Genomic DNA, 17,149 nt, shown 5'->3' on the forward strand with positions numbered 1-17,149 from the left:
AAATCTTTATATTGGGATGAATAACGATGAATTTTTGAATGAAATGAAAAATTCTAAATATTTAAAAAGGAAATCGGAACGCATACCAATGAATATTAATTTACCCCCTAAGATGTATTCGATTAAATATGACTCTAATCCAGACTCTCCTTATATTGCAATGGAATTTGATATGGATAACAATGGAATTCTTAGGGAGACCAGGTTTAATTTTGACGTATATAATATAACATTGGCAAAAAATTATCGTCATGCAAATATTGATTTGATATATTTGTTTTTTAAACATATCGGTGAACCCTTTAAAACTTTCCATACAATTATTAATTCCAAAAACAAAAAATTACGTTCCTCAATTATTGTTATGAGATGGGATTTCAGTTCATCGATCAGATTAGATGTAAGTTGCACTCCAACAGAGGATCTTCAAGATAATGAATTTATTATTTACTTTCGCATAGCACCTATTGAAAATGAATTTCTTTCGGGTGTTATCAATGAAAATGTTAAGAATAAAATCGATGATACTCCATTTAAAACATATATTGATGAGGCGCGAAAACTAGTCAAAGAAAGTAATAAGCAGTGAAATATTACATATAGATAATTTGAATTCATATATCGATCCAATAAGCCGGGGCGGGCGGGCGGCAAGGGTAAGGTTTTTTTACCCTTGAGATTTCCCCATTTATAGGAGAGATCATCTAGGGCGCGTTGACGTTCGGCGATAGTTTTTCCAATCCTCCAGCGGGAGACGCCGCGCTCTTTGGAACGATAAATATGTTATTGCATATGCCTGAAATTAAAGAACAAATAAGTCAATTATGGAATCAATGAGAAGAAGAAAACAAGGTATAGCATGCCTTCGATTATTCGGATTTGTTATACTTCTGTTTTATGGATTGATTATTAAGAATCAAGTTAAGGTATATTTGTTCTTCAATATGACGGAAGGAGAAATAATAGACGCATATATCAATGATGAATTGATTCCCGATGATAATTATTATTTTCCTGTCGTAGAGTATTCTTATATTGTCAATGGAAAGGTATACGAAAATAATAGAATAGGAGTATATCGCTTTGGTTTTGGCTCAAGATTTCGTGCGCAAAAGTGGATTGATAAGTATCCAATACATATGAAAGTACCTGTTTATTATAATCCCCAAAAACCCCAATCATCTGTTTTGCTTTGCGGGCTTATATCTCCTTACATAAAAGCGATGTTTGGGTTGATGTTATTGCTACTCAGCTTATGGCTTTCACATAATGAAAGGGCGGGCGGTAAGGGCAATGTTTTATTCCCTTGAGATTTTCCCATTCAAAGTAGAAATTATCTTAGGCGCATGGTCATTCGTTGAAACGTTTTCCGGCCCTCCCTCGGAAGACGCTGCGCTCTTTGGAACGAGCGACCCTCGGCCCAGATCAGGGCTGATGGGAAGCGATATCCGCGTCGTTTCGGCCGGAACGACCATTACGTATAAATCGTGCGCCCGCAATTCGTAGTTGTTGATAAATTTCGCGATATATTCCTACCTCTTCAGCCAGGCTTCGTTGACCAAGGCCAAATTTCTCAAACGGCTGGGACGTGGGGGAGAAGCGCTCGCCCTCTTCATTAACGGCATAACCCGCCATTGGCAAAACGCCCTGCTGCGTTATTCCGAAAGCTTGATCGAAGGCGGTGAACTGGCCGTAGAGCGGCGTCGTCCGCACGTCGTACTTGTAACCGTATTTCTCTTCCGCGACGATCTCGCGTCTTTCCATCAAACCGTCGAATGGCAAGAGCAAGATTACTTCTGCCCACGAATCGTTTTTTTACATCATTCATCGCGGTCTTTTCAAACTTTTCAACTTCTTGTCCGCTTCGGCTTCTTCGAATTTTTTTAGTTCCTTTTGATATTCATCCATAATCTCGTTTCGAATCGGCGGAAACCAATCCGGTCCCACGTCCAAGGCCGCGGAACAAAGGACATGATAGCCGTAAGGCGCTGCGTCCATTTCAGGAATGGTTTTCGAGGGACGGATCATCTCCTTCAGTTTCCCTTCCGCCAGCATGAAGACGAGCAGAAATTCGGGCTTGTCCGTCGTAGGCGCGATTTTGTCGATGCACTTGAAAACAAGATCGGAATCGGCGGCGCCGTAACTTTTCCACAACGTAGAACCGTTGGCGCCGACTACCGCCGCGCCTACCCAAAACTTCAAGGAATCCGTAGGAAGAGAAACGATGGCTCTCGACGCCGCCTGGCCCGTTACGGCGAAATAAGCGCCCTGCTGGCCCATTTGAATTCTTCCGAATTTAATGCCTTCGAAGATAAGCGGTTCGGGATGAATCATTACTTGGCTGGAATCGACGGTCTTGCCGCTGGGAACGGTAAACAGCACTTTCTTTTCCTGCGCCAATTCAACGAAGGGAAAAATCACTAGACCGGGATTGTAAACGACGTCTTTTCCGAGATAGTTATCCAGATTGACGCCCGTCTCCTTCGCTTTTTTCCGGTATTCTTCCAATACTTTTTTGGCCGTAGCCAGCGATTGAAACGGCCCTTTGTAATCCGATCCGATGCGGACGTAGTAACTGCTGCTGAATTCGCTGCCGATGTTGAGGAAGAGATCGCCGCGCGCCTTCGCCTGTTTCAGTTCCTCCAAGCTGCGGCATTGGGTGACGCCTTCTTCTTTCGCCTTCGGCTTATTGCTGGTTTGCTCGGCGGCGGCGTTCAAAACACCGGCGCAGAGCCAAAATAAAAGCATCCATCGCACTTTCATAATATATCCTTAGCGTCAGTAGAAGAGCCATCTTGGCTCTTTCTTCGCTCAAGAGGCTGGAAGCCTCTTCCACTTTTTTCTCATTGAAAAGAATAGCACAATCCAACGGACTTGACTAATCTCGACTACTAATCAAGAAAAACGATATTCCTTTCCATCGCCGGGTTTTGCCAGAATGAAATACATGGTAATAATGAATAACGGATGTTATGAAAAAAATAGATAGAAGTTATTTAGAATTCCGTATTGAATCGCAAAACCGCGAAATGAAAATTAAAACACGAAAAAAAGGATTTGAATATTGAGCAAGAAATCGCGCTTTGAGAACGATTTTTCCGTGGAATCCAAAAAAATCCGCCCTATCCGTGATTCGTGAAATTCGTGGTTTTTTCGCGGTTTCGTGATTCAAAAACGTGAAAAAATGAAGCCTCTGTCTCTTGCTAGAACGATGCTTCTTACAAAGCAGGCTTAGAACGCAGCCCGCCAATTGCATATCATAATTTGTGAAAGTGTATGTATTCAGCGCCATGAATGAAATCGGTTCATTGGAACTCTACCAAAGAAACATGGCTCTAATCGGGGAGATTTACCCGCAATACGTTCTCCTTCTCTCCTCGCAATCCGCTTCCGATTCCAACTATCTCATAACCGAAATCGGTCCTACCACTTATTCCTGCCGGATTCGTCCTCATCCTTCCGCATCGCCGATAGAGGAGGAAGAATGGATTCACGGCCCGGAAAATCCCTGGATGGCGGCGGAACAAACCATTAAGAGCGTAAACTGGAGCGCGCAGAGTTTATTCCTCATCCTTCGTCCGAGCCTGGGATATCTTCCGCTTACGCTCTATCCCAACCTGCGCAAGGGTCGTCATGCTCAGCGCATGTTGCTGGCGGAAGACCGCGTCGAGTTGTTCCATTTGTCGCTGCGGCTGTTCGATTGGACGGATGCGCTGCGTTCCGACCGGACGATTCTGCTGCTGGGCGGCGATCCAGGGCAGGCGGCGATTCGCTTTTTCCAAACCAATCCCGTTTCTCTCTTGCCTCCCCTATCCGTCCTCTGCGGATCGGCTTGGAACGGCGAAATGCGGCGGATGATGAACTCGCTGCAAGCGGCATTGTCCCCGCTGGCGGAAACGGTTTTTAACGCTTCGAAGCACTATTTCGAAGATTTGAAAGCGCATTACGCGGCGGCGGCGCGGGATATTCGCCATAAGAAAAAAATTGTGATGGTGGAACCGGAGCACGATTACCTAGCCGCTTCGATCGGCGACGCTTTTCGCGAAGAAGGCTGCGCCGTGGAAAACTTTCTGGGCAATCAACGGCTGCTCCATTTTCTCAATCCTTACATCTGGCTGGTTTATACCCGAGAGCACTTCCCAGACGTCTTGCTATGGATGAACCGCAATACGCTCTCTCCCGAAGGGGTGGAAAACTTGCGCCATTTCCCCATCCAAAAAGTCCTTTGGTTTTTGGACAGCCCTAAGCGGGTGCAGACGACGCGGGAGGAGATCGAAGCCTCCGATTTCTACTTTTCCTTCGATCCAACATACTTGCTCTATTTGGAAGAACTGGGCGGCAAGAAGGGCGCGCAACTCTCCACCGCCGCTGGAATCCGTCCCCTGCCATCTTGCCAGCCCGGCGGAAACTGGCCGGAAAAAGAAGGGCCGCCGGTAGGCTTCGTGGGAGCGCTGGCGGCGCAGCGCTTCCAAGCCGTACGCGAATATTGGCTGAGAAAAGACCCGGAGTTCGTCGCGATTCTAGACGGCGTCGTGGAAGATTATCTTGGCGATCCCGCGCGCTCCCTGGAAGAGCGCTTCGACGCCTCGCCCGGAAGGGAAAGGCTGCCCTACAGCGGTTTCGTAGTGCTCTATCTCGAAGAGAGCGCGACTTATCTGCGGCGGCTGCATTTTTTAAAGCCCCTGCGCGCCTTAGGATTGAAGACTTATGGCGGAATCGAATGGGGCCGCGGCGAATGGGCGCAGGATTTGCAGGATTGCTTCGCCGGAAAAGCGCCCCGCTACCTCGAAGATTTGCCGAACGTCTATTATCATACTCGGATCAACGTCAATGTCTTTCACGTTCAATGCGTCAACTCGACGAATCCGAGAGTTTACGACGTATTGGCGGCGGGCGGTTTTCTGTTGACGGAATACCGCTCGATCCTCGAAGACGAATTCAAAATCGGCGAACATCTCGATTGCTTTCGCGGCCCCGAAGAATTGCGCGCCAAAACGGAGTATTATCTACAACATGAAGAAGAGCGCGAAGCCATTGCGCGGGCGGGGCAGAAATTCGTATTGGAACATGCAACCTACCGGCAAAGAATCCAACGGTTGCTGATCGAAATCGCAGCGCCTTCATTCTAAATAAAGGATGCCATTCGATGATAGGAAAAAAAGGACTTTTTTTTCTGATGCTAACGCTGGCGTTTCTTCCAGCCTGCCAACGTCAAAAGGAGACCGCCTCCGCCATGCCGCCTAACGCCTTGGGACCGCTGACCGCTATCCAGTTCGAAGCGGGTGGAACAACGGTGGAAATCGAAATCGCCATTACGCCCAAGGAGCAACAGCAAGGATTGATGTACCGTACGTCCATGCCGGAAAATCGCGGGATGCTGTTCGTATACGACGAAACCGTCTTGGGGCGGACGGATTACCTGACTTTTTGGATGAGAAACACGAAAATCCCGCTCTCCATCGCCTTCATGCTGGAAGATGGAACCATTGCGAACATCGAAGACATGAAGCCGCAAGTCGGTTCTTTCCCGCCCGTGGAACGCTATAGAGCCAGCCGCAAAGATTGCTTCTACGCTTTAGAAATGAATAAAGGCTGGTTCGAAAAACATGGAATCAAACCAGGAGACGTCTTCCCGCTGCCGTTCGAAAAAATTCGGCTGCTATGGGAGAGCAAGACGGCGCCATAGAAACGCCGACGAACAGAATGCCATCCATCAATGGAGAATGCGTGTCTCTTATGCGCGAATTACAATTGAATTTTAGGAAGAGATGGACTATATTGAAAAATAATGCTTTCTTAAGCAAAGGAGTTTCTTATGCCGGAACCAGAAATCGATAACCAAGAATCGATAGAATCTTTTTTCGAACGGTTGGGAATTGAATTTGAAAGAAAAAAGTATAGGATAAAAAAATCCGAAAAAGATAAAGATAAAGAAAGAAAATTTTCGACTCGTTTATCCCACAACTCATTACCGCTTTCTAGCATTTATGAAAAATAATGCCGAACTGGAAAGAAATATTGGAAGAATTGCAATCGATCTTCCATTTTAGAACAAGATGTAGATATACAGGATGAAAGGATGACTAGAATGTTTTTATCCTGAGAATCCTGAAAATCCTGCCCATCCTGATTCTGACAAACAAACGGAGCGATAATGTAAGTTTAAAGAATGAAATTGACGTCCAGCCCCTTCACTCGGAGGGGCTGTTTGATTTCCATAGGAATATTACAAATTCTTTAATTGGATGGAGACTTAATCATGAGACGTGTAACTTACATTTTTCTTTTATTATTATGCAGCGCGACGATTCTGGCTAATGCTGACACAATCAATCCCGTCAAGCGCATTGCAGCGCCGGGATTGGTTCTTCAACTTCGCGATCCGCTGCTATTGGCGGGAGGCGCCGATAAAGTCGCCATCTACAATATTCAGAATCGCGCTAATCCCGTTTTATTGAGCGAATTCGCCGTATCTTCCGGCGTTTCCGGAATCGCAACCAGCGGCGACTTGGCGATCGTCAGCTTAGACAGTTGGGACGAACGGCAACCGAATTTTCTCGTCGTCAATATCGCGGATCCTTCCGCGCCGAAAATTCTTTTCGCGAAGCGAGCGGGCGATCCCGGCAAGAAAATCCAAATGGTGTACGCCGTTGGAGACATCGTTTACGCCGGTCTCGATCCTTCGGGCCTATTGTCCATTTCCGTATCGGCGGCCAATGAGCCTGTCATTTTAGGAGGATTCAACACGTCGGAAGTCGTAACGGATATGATCTCCGCCGGCCATCGAGCTTATGTAACGACGTGGAACGAATTGCTGGTTCTGGACATCGGCGATCCCGCCGGATTGAAGAAAATTTCCAGCGTTCCCAGTTTGGACATCAACGACGGCTTGGATATCGACGGCGATATTCTCGGCGTCGCGGAAGGATTCGAAGGGACGACGTTTTACGATATTTCCAATCCTGACAAACCCGTGAAACTTAATACCGTTTACCTCTTTAACATGCACGAAGTGTATAAAATCTCTCTGCGTCAGAAATTCTGTTATATCGCCGTCATGGCCAAAGCATCCACCAGCGTATTCGAACCTATGGTTCCAGGCGGATTGAAAATCATCGATTACGAACGAGGCGTCGCGCAGGCGGACGTCGTTAAAGAAAACGAAGCGGAGATGCACGCCTTCGACGTAATCGCCTTTGACGGATACGTGTACGTGGCTGAAGACGATAAACTGGCCATCTTCGAGCACGGCCCCAAAGGAGAGCGGCCAACGGCTACGCCCACCGTCCCCACGCCCACTCGCACGCCGACCATGACGCCGACGCCGACGAATACGCCGCCCTTCATGGCCACGGCCACCAAATCGTCCGCTCCGGCGCCGACATTCACGCCGGTTCCTACGCCCACGTATACTTTCACATCCACGCCTACGAAAAAGCCGGACGCCGCTACCTTTACGCCCACGCGAACGCCAACCGCGCCTCCCGCCGCCACGCCGACGTCCGTCAGCGCAGGACCGCAGCCCATCGCCGTATTCGAATTCGACAAATCCACGCTGGAAGATAACGGCTGGAAGGAAATTCCCGGCGGCTTCGGCGGCGCATCGCCGGGGATCGCGACGTTTCTCGATCTATCCGACAAACAAATCCCTTCCTCCAAAGACAAAAAAGGACTCTTCTCTATTATTCGCAAAGGAGAGGTAACGTTTCTAATAACGCTAAAAGCCATCGACACCGGCGGCTATCCCGCTCTCATCCGCGCGCAAGCGCAGACGAACGCTCCTTCCGCATCGCTCTTTGTAGGAGCGTTGAAAGGAGCGTTGTTTACCAACGAGAATTTCGACGGCTCGTTAGCCTACACGCAAATGACCACGGCTGCGGCTTTCGTCGATAAAGAGGGAACCCTCATGACGCTCCTGAAGCCCGACGCGGGAACAACCATCAGCCCCTTCATCCAAATCGCTGGAGGAGAAGGAAGCGCCAACGTCTGGATCGACCGCTTGGAGGTATTCGTCATGAAGCCGGGAACGCCGTTCCCGGAATGAGGGATCGTAACATGAGCCTCGCTACTTGATCGATCTGCGGTTATATTCATGAAATTATCGCAGGGAAGGCAGAATGCAGCGTGAGTCGAGCGTAAGCGAGCCTCGTCGATATCGCGCATATCGTTTTGCTGTTTTAACTCATCCGTGGATTTGCCGCGCCACCTCGGCGACGCGCTTTCCCAACCGCTTCGCCACTGCCAGGTCTTCGGCAGGAATCAGACTCGGCTGACGGCCCAGGACGCTCGTTCCTACGCCGTGGGAATAACCCAGCGTTTTGTTTTCGGGCAAACCCGGCGGCAGGCTGACCAACGTCATACCCAATTGAAACATCGTAACCAGCATGGCCAGCAGCGCAAATTCCTGGTCTCCATGCAGAGAGCCGCTGCTAGTAAAAGCGGAGCCGACAACGCCGGGTATGCCGCCCTTCATCCACACGGAAGAGATCACGTCGTCCATGAATGCTTTCATAGGCGCGCTGACGTTGCCCATATGAGTCGGCGATCCGAGGATCAAGCCTTGGCAGCCCGTTATATGCTCCGATCGTGCCTGCTGGCAGCGGATCAGCCGCGAGGAGCATCCCCCCGTCGATTCCACGCCTTCCGCCACAGCCTCGGCGATGCGTTCCGTATGCCCTTTTACGCTATGGTAAACGATATGAATAGCCGTCATGGAGTTTTCTTTCCATAATATTCGCATGAAAAAGATTTCGTTTTAAAGAAGAAAATTATAACGCCATCGCAAGCGTTGCGTTAGCGCCGCTCAATAGCGCGAGCGAAATGGCAAGAGTTCAGATCGACAAAAAAGCGGGAAGGCCCCCGCCTCCACAAGAAAGAAGTTAGACCAACTAGCCGTTTCGTTCAAGAGGAGAAGTGTAATGATATATAAGACTTAGGATCTAGCGCCGCAAGGCATGGGGGTTCGAGTCCCCCTCCTCGCATGTTTCCCCTGCATTTCCTAATTTTGGCGATATCATCTTCATGGCCGTTATTTCCCCCAAAAGATAAAAAGGTCCTCTTGACAGTTTCGGAATAAATAATATAATGACATGCGATTAGATATTTTAAGGAGCGCGATGTTATCCAAAACGGGAATCCATGCCATACGCGCCATGATGTCACTCGCCGAGCTGCCCGATGGCGTTTACGCCGGGGCCGGCTCCATCGCCGATGTCATTCACGCCCCGCGCAATTATTTGGGAAAGTTATTGCAGACGCTCTCCCGCGTTGGATTGGTCGAATCGCAAAAAGGATTGGGCGGGGGCTTTCGGCTGGCGATGGATCCTCGAAAGATCACCCTCTTGGATATCGTCGATCCGATCGAACATATCGGACGGCTGTCCGGTTGCTTCTTGGGCGGCAGTACTTGTTCGGAAAACAAACCCTGCGCCATACATCAGCGCTGGGGAAAAGTCCGCGATCAGTATATTCAATTATTGAAAGAAACGACGATAGCCGATTTGATTCAGGACGGAAAATCGATCCCGGAATCGGGATGATTTTTTTTCATTTCAATTAGGATAATACTATGCTATTATCCTTATACAACGCAAGAGGAGAAGCGTCATGAAACCTACGGAGATATTGAAAAACGAACACCGCGTCATCGAGCAAGTTTTGAATAGCTTGCAGGCCATTGTGGAGGAGAGTGCGGCGAAAGGCCGATTGGAGGAAGAATCCGCCCGTCTGGCCGTCGATTTCTTCCGAAATTTCGCCGACCGTTGCCACCACGGCAAGGAAGAAGTTCATCTTTTCCCCTGGATGGAGGCGAAAGGCTTCGAACGGAACAACGGCCCGACGGGAGTAATGTTAAGAGAGCATGAAATCGGACGAGCGCATGTACGCGGCATGGAAGAAGCCATCGCGGCGGCGGCGCAAGGCGGCGGCGAAGCGCTGATGAGTTTTGCGAATCATGCGAACGGCTATATCGAGATGCTGCGCGAGCACATCCAAAAGGAAGACCATTGCCTCTTCTCTATGGCGAACCAAATCATGAGCGAGGAAGACGAACGCCAATTGATGGCGCTCTTCGAGCATGTGGAAGAGGAAGAAATGGAAGCGGGAACTCATGAAAAATATCTGCGCGTCGCGCAAATGCTCGCCGAGCGTTATCAGGTTCCGCCAGCGGAAGTGGATTTATCAGCCTTAACCTGCGGCTGCCATCATACTCATTAAACGATCGGGAGGAAAAAACATGATATCGAATGGACTCAAAGGATTCTTCGTATTTTCTCTATTTGGTGCGATTCTCATCACGCTCGTTGGCGGATGGTATACATGGGAAGCGGCGCCGCCTTATCCGGCGGTGGCTGTGGGGCCGGACGGAGCGGCGTTATTTGCGCAGGACGACGTTCTCCAGGGTCAGCATGTATGGCAAAAGTATGGCTTGATGGATAACGGTTCGGTCTGGGGGCATGGAACCTATCGCGGCAACGATTATTCGGCGACGACGCTTCATCTCGCCGGCGTTTTCATGCGCGATTTCTATGCGCAAAAAGAATATAGCAAGCCTTATGGAGAACTCGCTCCCGAACAGAAATCCGTTTTGGATGAACGAGTGATTCGGGAAATCAAGGAAAATCGCCTGGATTCCCAATCCCTGAAATTGTCGTTGACCGAAGCGCAAACCTATGCGTTGGAGCATATCCGCGCCCATTGGGATCGCGTCTTTTCTTTGGGGGACAAGCCTGCGGCTGTCAGCGTCGGCGTTATCAATACTCCGGAAGAGCGCCGGCATCTCGCCGATTTCTTTTATTGGACCGCATGGGCGGCGGGAACGCTGCGGCCGGGCAAGGCGTTGACGTATACCAACAATTGGCCTCCGGATCGGAGCGTGGGCAACGACATCGCCGTTGAAGCGGTGGTTTGGTCGATCGTCTCTTTATTGGGCTTGATGTTGGCGATCGGCGCCGCCTTGGCCGCCTATTTCAAATTCAATTTCGATAAAGACCTGGACGGCCTGGAACTCGATCAACGGGTGGGCGAGAAGCTGATCGGTCTGCCGATTTCCTCCAGCCAGCGCAAAACGGCGAAATATTTTCTCGTCGTAGTTCTTCTCTTCTTCTTGCAATTGATGCAGGGCGGTTTGATGGCGCATTACACGGTCCATCCCGGCGAGTTTTATGGGATCAAACTTATTTCGGACTTTTTCCCTTACAATTGGCCTAAGAGTTGGCATCTGCAATTGGCGATATTCTGGATCGCCACGGCTTGGGTGGGCGCGGCGCTCTACTTGGCGCCCATCGCGGGAAGAAAAGAACCGAAAGCCCAAGGATTGTTAGTGGATATCCTTTTTGGAGCCGTGGTATTCGTCGCCGTCGGCGCACTGGTGGGAACGGCTATGGGCGTCAAAGGACTAGGAGGCGCGGCGTGGTTTTGGCTCGCCCATCAAGGTTGGGAATTTCTCGAATTGGGCCGGTTGTGGCAGATTCTGCTTTTCGTGGGCCTCATTATCTGGTTGGTATTGGTTGCCCGCGCCGTCCAGCCCAATTTTGGACGCGGGCAAGATAAATGGGGGACTGTCCCTTTTTATACTTACTCCGCCTTCGCCATCGTTTCCTTCTTCGCTTTCGGCTTGTTCTATACGCCCAACACGAATTTAACCGTAGCCGACTTTTGGCGCTGGTGGGTGGTGCATACTTGGGTGGAAGGCATCTTCGAATTCTTCGCCGCCGCCGCTATGGCTTACGTGGTAACGACGCTGGGCCTGGCGCCGAAGCGCAAAGCGCTGCGCGCCGCTTATTTTACGGCCAGTTTGGCGCTGTTCAGCGGCATCATCGGCGTAGGCCATCATTACTATTGGTTCGGCGATCCCGATCTTTGGCTGGCGCTGGGCGGCGTTATCTCCACCATGGAGCCTGTGCCGATCCTGCTATTGCTGCTCAAAGTGATTCTGGATTCTCGCCATTCGCCGGTTACGAACAAATCGTTTCCCTACCGCTGGCCGATGCTCTTTATGGGCGCTTCCGCCTTGTGGGCTTTTCTGGGTGCGGGCGTCTTTGGATTCATCATTACGACGCCGATCATCAATTATTACGAACACTCCACCTATCTCACCATGAACCACGGCCATACCGCCCTCTTTGGGACTTACGGCATGTTGGCGATCGGATTGATGCTCTTTGCGCTGCGTGGTTTGGTCAAGCCGGAAAAATGGAACGATTCGCTGCTGCAGGGCGCGTTCATCGGTATGAACGGCGGCCTGTTCCTGATGGCGATCTTCACGCTGGCGCCGGTGGGCTTCCTGCAGACGTGGGACTCGTTTACGAATGGATTATGGCATGCGCGCAGTCCTGAATTTTACAACTTGCCTCTCATCCAATTTATTGGACAATGGCGCATGATTCCCGATTTCATCATTATCGGCGGCGCAGCCTGCCTTTTGATTTTCGTCATACAAGCCTTTCGGAACTTGAAACCGGTAGGCATTCAGGAAGAAGAAGTCATCCTTATTCCCAGCGCGGAAATCAATCCCCACGCGGCGTCTAACCCATAACAATCATCCCTCCCTCCATTATTCCCCCCCCTTTCGCGGCGGAATTTCTCCGCCGTTTTTTTTGTCCAAAATGGAGAATGCAATTTCCAAGGATGAAGCATGATTTATCGCTCTGCATAAGTCATTCATTCTCTCTTGGAATCCAATTCTTCTCTTCCAAAACATCCAGCAGCCTTTCGGCGTAGAGCGCGTTTCCTTCGGCGTAGGTGTGGATTTCGTCGTAAAACAGATCCAAGCGGTCGCGTAAAAATGGGCGTAAGTTGATGAATGAACAATCGGGATCATCTAAGGGCTTTTCCTTTATTTCGGCCTCGACCCGATCGTAAAATTCGGTAAAGACGCCTCCTTCTTTCGGCAGCGGCTGCAAGGCGAATAGCCCTTTGATTCCCTTGCCTTTCAGGACGATTTTCATTTTGTTCCAATTTTCCGCCAGCAATCCGGCGGCGGAAGCGGCGCTGGCGCGTTCTACGGTTTCATCGGAAGGGCGGGACATTCTCCGCGCCGTCAGGGCTTGGCTGTAGGACCAATTGGGATTGATGCGCCGCAGGAAATGCGAACCGTAGAGCAGATGCGACGGCAAGGAAAACTCGCGCATTCCCTTGAGAATCGCCGTCGTCTGATACCAGGCCGCTTCCATCGTTTTGAAGCCGTAGGGGTATCCCAGCCGTTCGTCCTGGCCGGAAAATGGAATCAGGCAATCGTTGTATCCATCCAAAACGATGACGATATCGGGGTCGAAGTCGACGATTTGCGTTACTAATAGAATCAGTTCTTGAGTGCTGATGTACGCCGTCATGCCTGCGTTGACGGCTTGCGCGTTCATCCCCTTGCCTTGAAATTTCTTTTTGAGCAAATCCTCCAAGTATCCCGAAATCGTGGTTTCGTTGGAGGAGCCGTTAAAGACGACCGAGCCGCCGAGCAAAAAAATTCGCAGCGTATTTTCCGGTTTCTTTTTTGTGAGATCGCCGTAACGAAAGCGATATTGGTTGATCCGCGCTTCTCCCGGCGCAGAGGTTCCATCCGGCTGGGGGCAGGAGAGTTTCATCGCCGTATTCGGTTCGGCTTGCAACAGCAGGTAAGGCGCTAATTCCCGCTTGTCCTGATGCTCTTCGGGCGCGTTTAAAGCGGGGGAGCGGCGATCCAGCCAATAGGCGGCGCCTTCGGCGGCGGCGAAGAGGCAAACCAATAGTCCCAACATCGTGCATCCCAAAAGAAATGCAAAGAATATCGCTTTTCCCCATTTTTTAAATGCGGCGTATGTCAATGACGGCATGACAGCCTCCCATCGCAATCGGTCTTGCGCCCTGTCGGCGGCTTGCGTCTCTGCTTCAGGGCATTATTGATATATCATTAAAGAGCCGTTTTGGGTATAAGAAAATATTGGCGGGAAAAGAATCCATTCGGCTTGCGTATTCTTTCACGATTTGTACGCTTCTTCATCGTCGATCGATCGAGAAGCATAATTGTTAACTCATGTTACGCGGGACGGGAATTAAAGGAATCTCTTACATTCGTCGTTTGAATCACGAAAACACGAAATGAAAAAGAAAAACGCGAAAAAAACAAAAAAAATTGCATAAGGGATAATGTTATAGAAGAATTTCTTCGTGGAATCCAAAATCATCCATGAAATCCACGATTCGAAAATTTCGTGGGATTCGAGCCTTTTCCTGATTTCGCGATTCAAAAACGCAACAAAAAAAGAGTCTCAACGCTTAGCTTGAATGGTTCTTTTATTTTTGTGGAATACTAAATCTTAAAGCGATAGAACGCTGACTGTGTAGCAGTGGTAAATTACTCGTAAGCGAAAAAATCTTCACCTGGAAAGAATATGCAGGAAAAGAAATCCGCCGTCGTCATTGTAGGACGTCCCAACGTGGGGAAATCCACCCTCTTCAACCGCATCATCGGCAAGCGCGACGCCATCGTCGACGATCAGCCGGGCGTGACGCGCGACAGCAAATTCCGCAAAGCCGACTGGAATGGGAAATTCTTCTGGGTGGCGGATACCGGCGGCTTTTTCGGGCCGGAAGACGATCCTCTGACGCCCGCCGTGCAGCAGCGGATCGAATTGACGGCGCGGGATGCGGCGGTTTTGGTCTTCGTATTAGATGGCCAAACAGGACCCACTCCAGTGGATCGCGACGTTATTGATTTATTGCGCCGTATGAAAATTCCCATTATCGCCGTTGTAAACAAAGTCGATTCTTTTAGCGCCATCCACGAAAAACTGGCGGAATATTACGAACTGGGCGTCGATAAACTATACCCCATTTCCGCGCTCCAAGGGTTGGGCATCGGCGACCTGCTTGACGTTGTCGTTTCTTATCTTCCCGAATCGCTTCCCGATGAAGAAAATCCGCCCCGCCTGCCGGGCATCGCGCTCTTGGGACGCCCCAATGTCGGCAAATCCACGCTGCTCAATTCGCTCTGCGGCTCCGAGCGCTCCATCGTATCCCCCATTCCCGGCACTACGCGCGATCCCGTGGATACGGAAGTGGAGGTGGAGGGGAAGCGCTACCTGCTCATCGATACGGCGGGCATTCGCCGCAAAGGCAAGATGAGCCAGGGATTGGACCGTTATTCACTCCAACGGGCGGAAGAAGCCTTGGAACGCTGCGATATCGCCCTCTTGATGATCGACGCCATCGAGGGGCTGACGGAAAGCGACGCCAAAGTATTCGGCATGGCGCAAAAATCCGGCAAGGCGGCTATCGTTCTCGTCAACAAGTGGGACGCGGTGGAGAAAGACGAATCGTCCGCCGGGACCTTCGCCAAGGAGATACGGGATCAGGTTCCTTTTCTCCATTATGCTCCCATTGAGTTCATTTCCGCCCTGACCAAGCAGCGGATTCACCGCATTTTTCCGCATGTCGCGCGCATATTGGAAAATTATTCGCTGCGCGTTCCGACGGCGCAGTTGAACGAACTTTTGGAGCAGATTCTCCAGCGCCATCCGCCGCCCATTCATAAAGGCCGGGCGCCGCGCATCTATTATTGGACGCAGGCGGGAACCGCCCCGCCGACGTTCGTCGCCTTTACCAACGATCCCAAGGCGATTCATTTTTCCTACGAGCGCTACCTCGTCAACCGCCTTTATGAAACGTTTGGCTTCGAGGGGACGCCGTTGCGACTCTATTGGAAGAAACGGGGGAAGACGAAAGAATGATTTCCACGGTTCTTTGCTTGTTCGCCGCTTATCTTCTCGGTTCGATTCCTTCCGCTTATTATGCCGGGAAATGGGTAAAAGGAATCGACCTGCGCCAAATGGGCAGCGGCAATCTGGGTTTTACCAACGCCTGGCGCGAGTTGGGCGCGAAATGGAGTTTGCCGGTGTTGGCGTTCGATTTGTTGAAAGGCGTTCCAGGAATAATTATGGCTCGGTCGATTCAGCCCGATAATGAATATTTGGCTATTGCGGCGGGATTGGTTTCCATCCTTGGCCATAATTGGACGATCTTCCTCGGTTTCCGCGGCGGGGGAAAAGGCGTGGCCGTCTCTGCGGGCGTCTTCTTCGCCCTGACGCCATATTGTTTCCTCATCGCCCTGGCTGCTTTTCTCGCAACCCTGCTCTCGACGCGCTTCATGTCGTTAGCGTCGATCGCCGGAGCGGCGGCGTTGGCTTTTACCGGCGCGCTTTTCCGCTGGCTTCATTTTGCCTCGGCGCCATCGTTGGAAACGTTTATATTCATCCTCATCGCCGCTTTTTTAGTGATTATCCGGCACCGTTCCAACCTGTCGCGCATCTGGAGTGGCGAAGAACGGAAATTTCAATTTCATAAAAAGGAAGCCCAATCGTAATGGAGATCATACCCGCCATCGATCTGCGCGGCGGCCAAGTCGTCCGTCTTTTGCGCGGCGAATACGGCCAGGAAACCGTCTACGAAACCACGCCCGGCGCTATCGCGAAAAAGTGGCAAGAGGGCGGCGCGCGGCTGATTCATATCGTCGATCTTGACGGCGCCCGCGAGGGGGAGATGCTCAATCGCGGCGCCATTCAAAGCATTGTCCAAGCCGTCTGCATCCAAACGGAACTGGGCGGAGGGCTGCGCGACATGGCTTCCATCGCGATAGCGCTGGACGAACTCGGCGTAACTCGCGCCATTTTGGGCAGCGTGCTCTTGGAAAATCCCGGCCTGGCGGCGGAAGCGGCGCAACGCTATCCCCGGCGCATCATTCTCGGCATCGATGCGCGCGACGGCCTGGTCGCCACGCGGGGATGGCGCACGACTAGTTCCGTAAAGGCGCTTGACCTGCTCAAGGAATTCGAAACTATTCCCATCGGCAGCGTTATCTACACCGACATCGCCCGCGACGGCGCGCTGACTGGCCCAAACCTCCCAGAGACGGCGCGCATGGCGCATGCCTCCCCCTTTCCCTTCATCGCTTCCGGCGGCGTTGGAGACCTGTCCCACATCCAAGCTTTAGCCGACCTCAACCGCTCCCTCGGCGGCAAAATTGCAGGCGTCATCGTCGGCAAGGCGTTGTACGAGGGAAAATTCACCCTGCCCGAAGCCATCGCTGCGGCGGGGAGATGAACTATCTGATTTGGATAAATCCAATTGTTCTATTGAAATCAATTTATGATTATGCTAGTTTCTATTAATTCTACAC

The 17,149-nt window shown here is 50.7% G+C and carries 16 protein-coding genes; 12 read left to right on the top strand and 4 right to left on the bottom strand.

The features are described from left to right. Together AB1656_13840 and AB1656_13845 are read left to right on the top strand one after the other, a co-directional pair. A partial coding sequence (locus AB1656_13840; protein MEW6236464.1) for a hypothetical protein occupies positions 1-589 on the top strand: 589 nt, incomplete at its 5' end. 244 nt (positions 590-833) lie between these two features. Beyond that, a complete protein-coding gene (locus tag AB1656_13845) occupies positions 834-1,310 on the top strand; it encodes a DUF3592 domain-containing protein (protein MEW6236465.1) in 477 nt (158 codons plus the stop codon). A 115-nt stretch (positions 1,311-1,425) separates the two neighbouring features. Here the strand turns inward: AB1656_13845 and AB1656_13850 are convergent, their stop codons facing one another. Together AB1656_13850 and AB1656_13855 are read right to left on the bottom strand one after the other, a co-directional pair. Next, positions 1,426-1,788, bottom strand: a complete 363-nt coding sequence (locus tag AB1656_13850) for a hypothetical protein (protein ID MEW6236466.1) — start codon at positions 1,786-1,788, stop codon at positions 1,426-1,428. Between the two features lie 36 nt (positions 1,789-1,824). Next, positions 1,825-2,763: a hypothetical protein gene (locus AB1656_13855; protein ID MEW6236467.1), complete on the bottom strand. Its 939-nt coding sequence runs from the start codon at positions 2,761-2,763 to the stop codon at positions 1,825-1,827. Between the two features lie 503 nt (positions 2,764-3,266). Between AB1656_13855 and AB1656_13860 the strand changes: the two genes are divergently transcribed. The 4 genes from AB1656_13860 to AB1656_13875 all read left to right on the top strand — a co-directional run bounded on the left by AB1656_13860 (position 3,267) and on the right by AB1656_13875 (position 8,044). Beyond that, positions 3,267-5,129, top strand: a complete 1,863-nt coding sequence (locus tag AB1656_13860) for a glycosyltransferase (protein ID MEW6236468.1) — start codon at positions 3,267-3,269, stop codon at positions 5,127-5,129. A gap of 17 nt (positions 5,130-5,146) precedes the next feature. Then, positions 5,147-5,686 (top strand): DUF192 domain-containing protein, encoded by a 540-nt coding sequence (locus AB1656_13865; protein ID MEW6236469.1) that lies wholly within the window; start codon positions 5,147-5,149, stop codon positions 5,684-5,686. 129 nt (positions 5,687-5,815) lie between these two features. Continuing rightward, positions 5,816-5,998 carry a hypothetical protein gene (locus AB1656_13870; GenBank protein MEW6236470.1) on the top strand — a complete coding sequence of 61 codons (183 nt, stop codon included), beginning with the start codon at positions 5,816-5,818 and terminating at the stop codon, positions 5,996-5,998. 261 nt (positions 5,999-6,259) lie between these two features. Further along, positions 6,260-8,044 (top strand): hypothetical protein, encoded by a 1,785-nt coding sequence (locus tag AB1656_13875; protein ID MEW6236471.1) that lies wholly within the window; start codon positions 6,260-6,262, stop codon positions 8,042-8,044. A gap of 138 nt (positions 8,045-8,182) precedes the next feature. On the opposite strand, the gene AB1656_13880 is transcribed toward AB1656_13875, so the two are convergent. Further along, positions 8,183-8,740, bottom strand: coding sequence for a flavodoxin domain-containing protein (locus tag AB1656_13880; protein MEW6236472.1), 558 nt, complete (start codon positions 8,738-8,740; stop codon positions 8,183-8,185). Positions 8,741-9,116: 376 nt separating this feature from the next. On the opposite strand from AB1656_13880, the gene AB1656_13885 reads away from it, so the two are divergent. The 3 genes from AB1656_13885 to AB1656_13895 all read left to right on the top strand — a co-directional run bounded on the left by AB1656_13885 (position 9,117) and on the right by AB1656_13895 (position 12,535). After that, entirely contained in the window at positions 9,117-9,539 is a 423-nt protein-coding gene (locus AB1656_13885) for an Rrf2 family transcriptional regulator (protein MEW6236473.1), read from the top strand. 67 nt (positions 9,540-9,606) lie between these two features. Beyond that, positions 9,607-10,215, top strand: coding sequence for a hemerythrin domain-containing protein (locus AB1656_13890; protein MEW6236474.1), 609 nt, complete (start codon positions 9,607-9,609; stop codon positions 10,213-10,215). A gap of 19 nt (positions 10,216-10,234) precedes the next feature. Then, positions 10,235-12,535, top strand: a complete 2,301-nt coding sequence (locus tag AB1656_13895; GenBank protein ID MEW6236475.1) for a cbb3-type cytochrome c oxidase subunit I — start codon at positions 10,235-10,237, stop codon at positions 12,533-12,535. A gap of 121 nt (positions 12,536-12,656) precedes the next feature. Here the strand turns inward: AB1656_13895 and AB1656_13900 are convergent, their stop codons facing one another. Continuing rightward, a complete protein-coding gene (locus AB1656_13900; GenBank protein MEW6236476.1) occupies positions 12,657-13,808 on the bottom strand; it encodes an SGNH/GDSL hydrolase family protein in 1,152 nt (383 codons plus the stop codon). A 558-nt stretch (positions 13,809-14,366) separates the two neighbouring features. On the opposite strand from AB1656_13900, the gene der reads away from it, so the two are divergent. From der to hisA, 3 genes are read left to right on the top strand one after another with little or no spacing between them, the layout of a single operon-like run. Next, positions 14,367-15,704, top strand: coding sequence for a ribosome biogenesis GTPase Der (gene der / locus AB1656_13905; protein ID MEW6236477.1), 1,338 nt, complete (start codon positions 14,367-14,369; stop codon positions 15,702-15,704). Beyond that, a complete protein-coding gene (gene plsY / locus AB1656_13910) occupies positions 15,701-16,336 on the top strand; it encodes a glycerol-3-phosphate 1-O-acyltransferase PlsY (GenBank protein ID MEW6236478.1) in 636 nt (211 codons plus the stop codon). Before der ends, plsY begins: the two co-directional genes overlap by 4 nt. Beyond that, positions 16,336-17,073 carry a 1-(5-phosphoribosyl)-5-[(5-phosphoribosylamino)methylideneamino]imidazole-4-carboxamide isomerase gene (gene hisA, locus AB1656_13915; GenBank protein ID MEW6236479.1) on the top strand — a complete coding sequence of 246 codons (738 nt, stop codon included), beginning with the start codon at positions 16,336-16,338 and terminating at the stop codon, positions 17,071-17,073. Before plsY ends, hisA begins: the two co-directional genes overlap by 1 nt. Positions 17,074-17,149: the final 76 nt, after the last annotated feature.

It is taken from the genome of Candidatus Omnitrophota bacterium (assembly GCA_040755155.1).
Lineage (GTDB): Bacteria > Hinthialibacterota > Hinthialibacteria > Hinthialibacterales > Hinthialibacteraceae > JBFMBP01.

Excerpts from the sequence above, each read along its gene's own strand:
- AB1656_13845 (MEW6236465.1), top strand. The coding sequence starts at position 834 with ATGAGAAGAAGAAAACAAGGTATAGCATGCCTTCGATTATTCGGATTT.
- AB1656_13855 (MEW6236467.1), bottom strand. The coding sequence starts at position 2,763 with ATGAAAGTGCGATGGATGCTTTTATTTTGGCTCTGCGCCGGTGTTTTG.
- AB1656_13865 (MEW6236469.1), top strand. The coding sequence starts at position 5,147 with ATGATAGGAAAAAAAGGACTTTTTTTTCTGATGCTAACGCTGGCGTTT.
- AB1656_13870 (MEW6236470.1), top strand. The coding sequence starts at position 5,816 with ATGCCGGAACCAGAAATCGATAACCAAGAATCGATAGAATCTTTTTTC.
- AB1656_13875 (MEW6236471.1), top strand. The coding sequence starts at position 6,260 with ATGAGACGTGTAACTTACATTTTTCTTTTATTATTATGCAGCGCGACG.
- AB1656_13880 (MEW6236472.1), bottom strand. The coding sequence starts at position 8,740 with ATGCGAATATTATGGAAAGAAAACTCCATGACGGCTATTCATATCGTT.
- AB1656_13885 (MEW6236473.1), top strand. The coding sequence starts at position 9,117 with ATGTTATCCAAAACGGGAATCCATGCCATACGCGCCATGATGTCACTC.
- AB1656_13890 (MEW6236474.1), top strand. The coding sequence starts at position 9,607 with ATGAAACCTACGGAGATATTGAAAAACGAACACCGCGTCATCGAGCAA.
- AB1656_13895 (MEW6236475.1), top strand. The coding sequence starts at position 10,235 with ATGATATCGAATGGACTCAAAGGATTCTTCGTATTTTCTCTATTTGGT.
- AB1656_13900 (MEW6236476.1), bottom strand. The coding sequence starts at position 13,808 with ATGCCGTCATTGACATACGCCGCATTTAAAAAATGGGGAAAAGCGATA.
- der (MEW6236477.1), top strand. The coding sequence starts at position 14,367 with ATGCAGGAAAAGAAATCCGCCGTCGTCATTGTAGGACGTCCCAACGTG.
- plsY (MEW6236478.1), top strand. The coding sequence starts at position 15,701 with ATGATTTCCACGGTTCTTTGCTTGTTCGCCGCTTATCTTCTCGGTTCG.
- hisA (MEW6236479.1), top strand. The coding sequence starts at position 16,336 with ATGGAGATCATACCCGCCATCGATCTGCGCGGCGGCCAAGTCGTCCGT.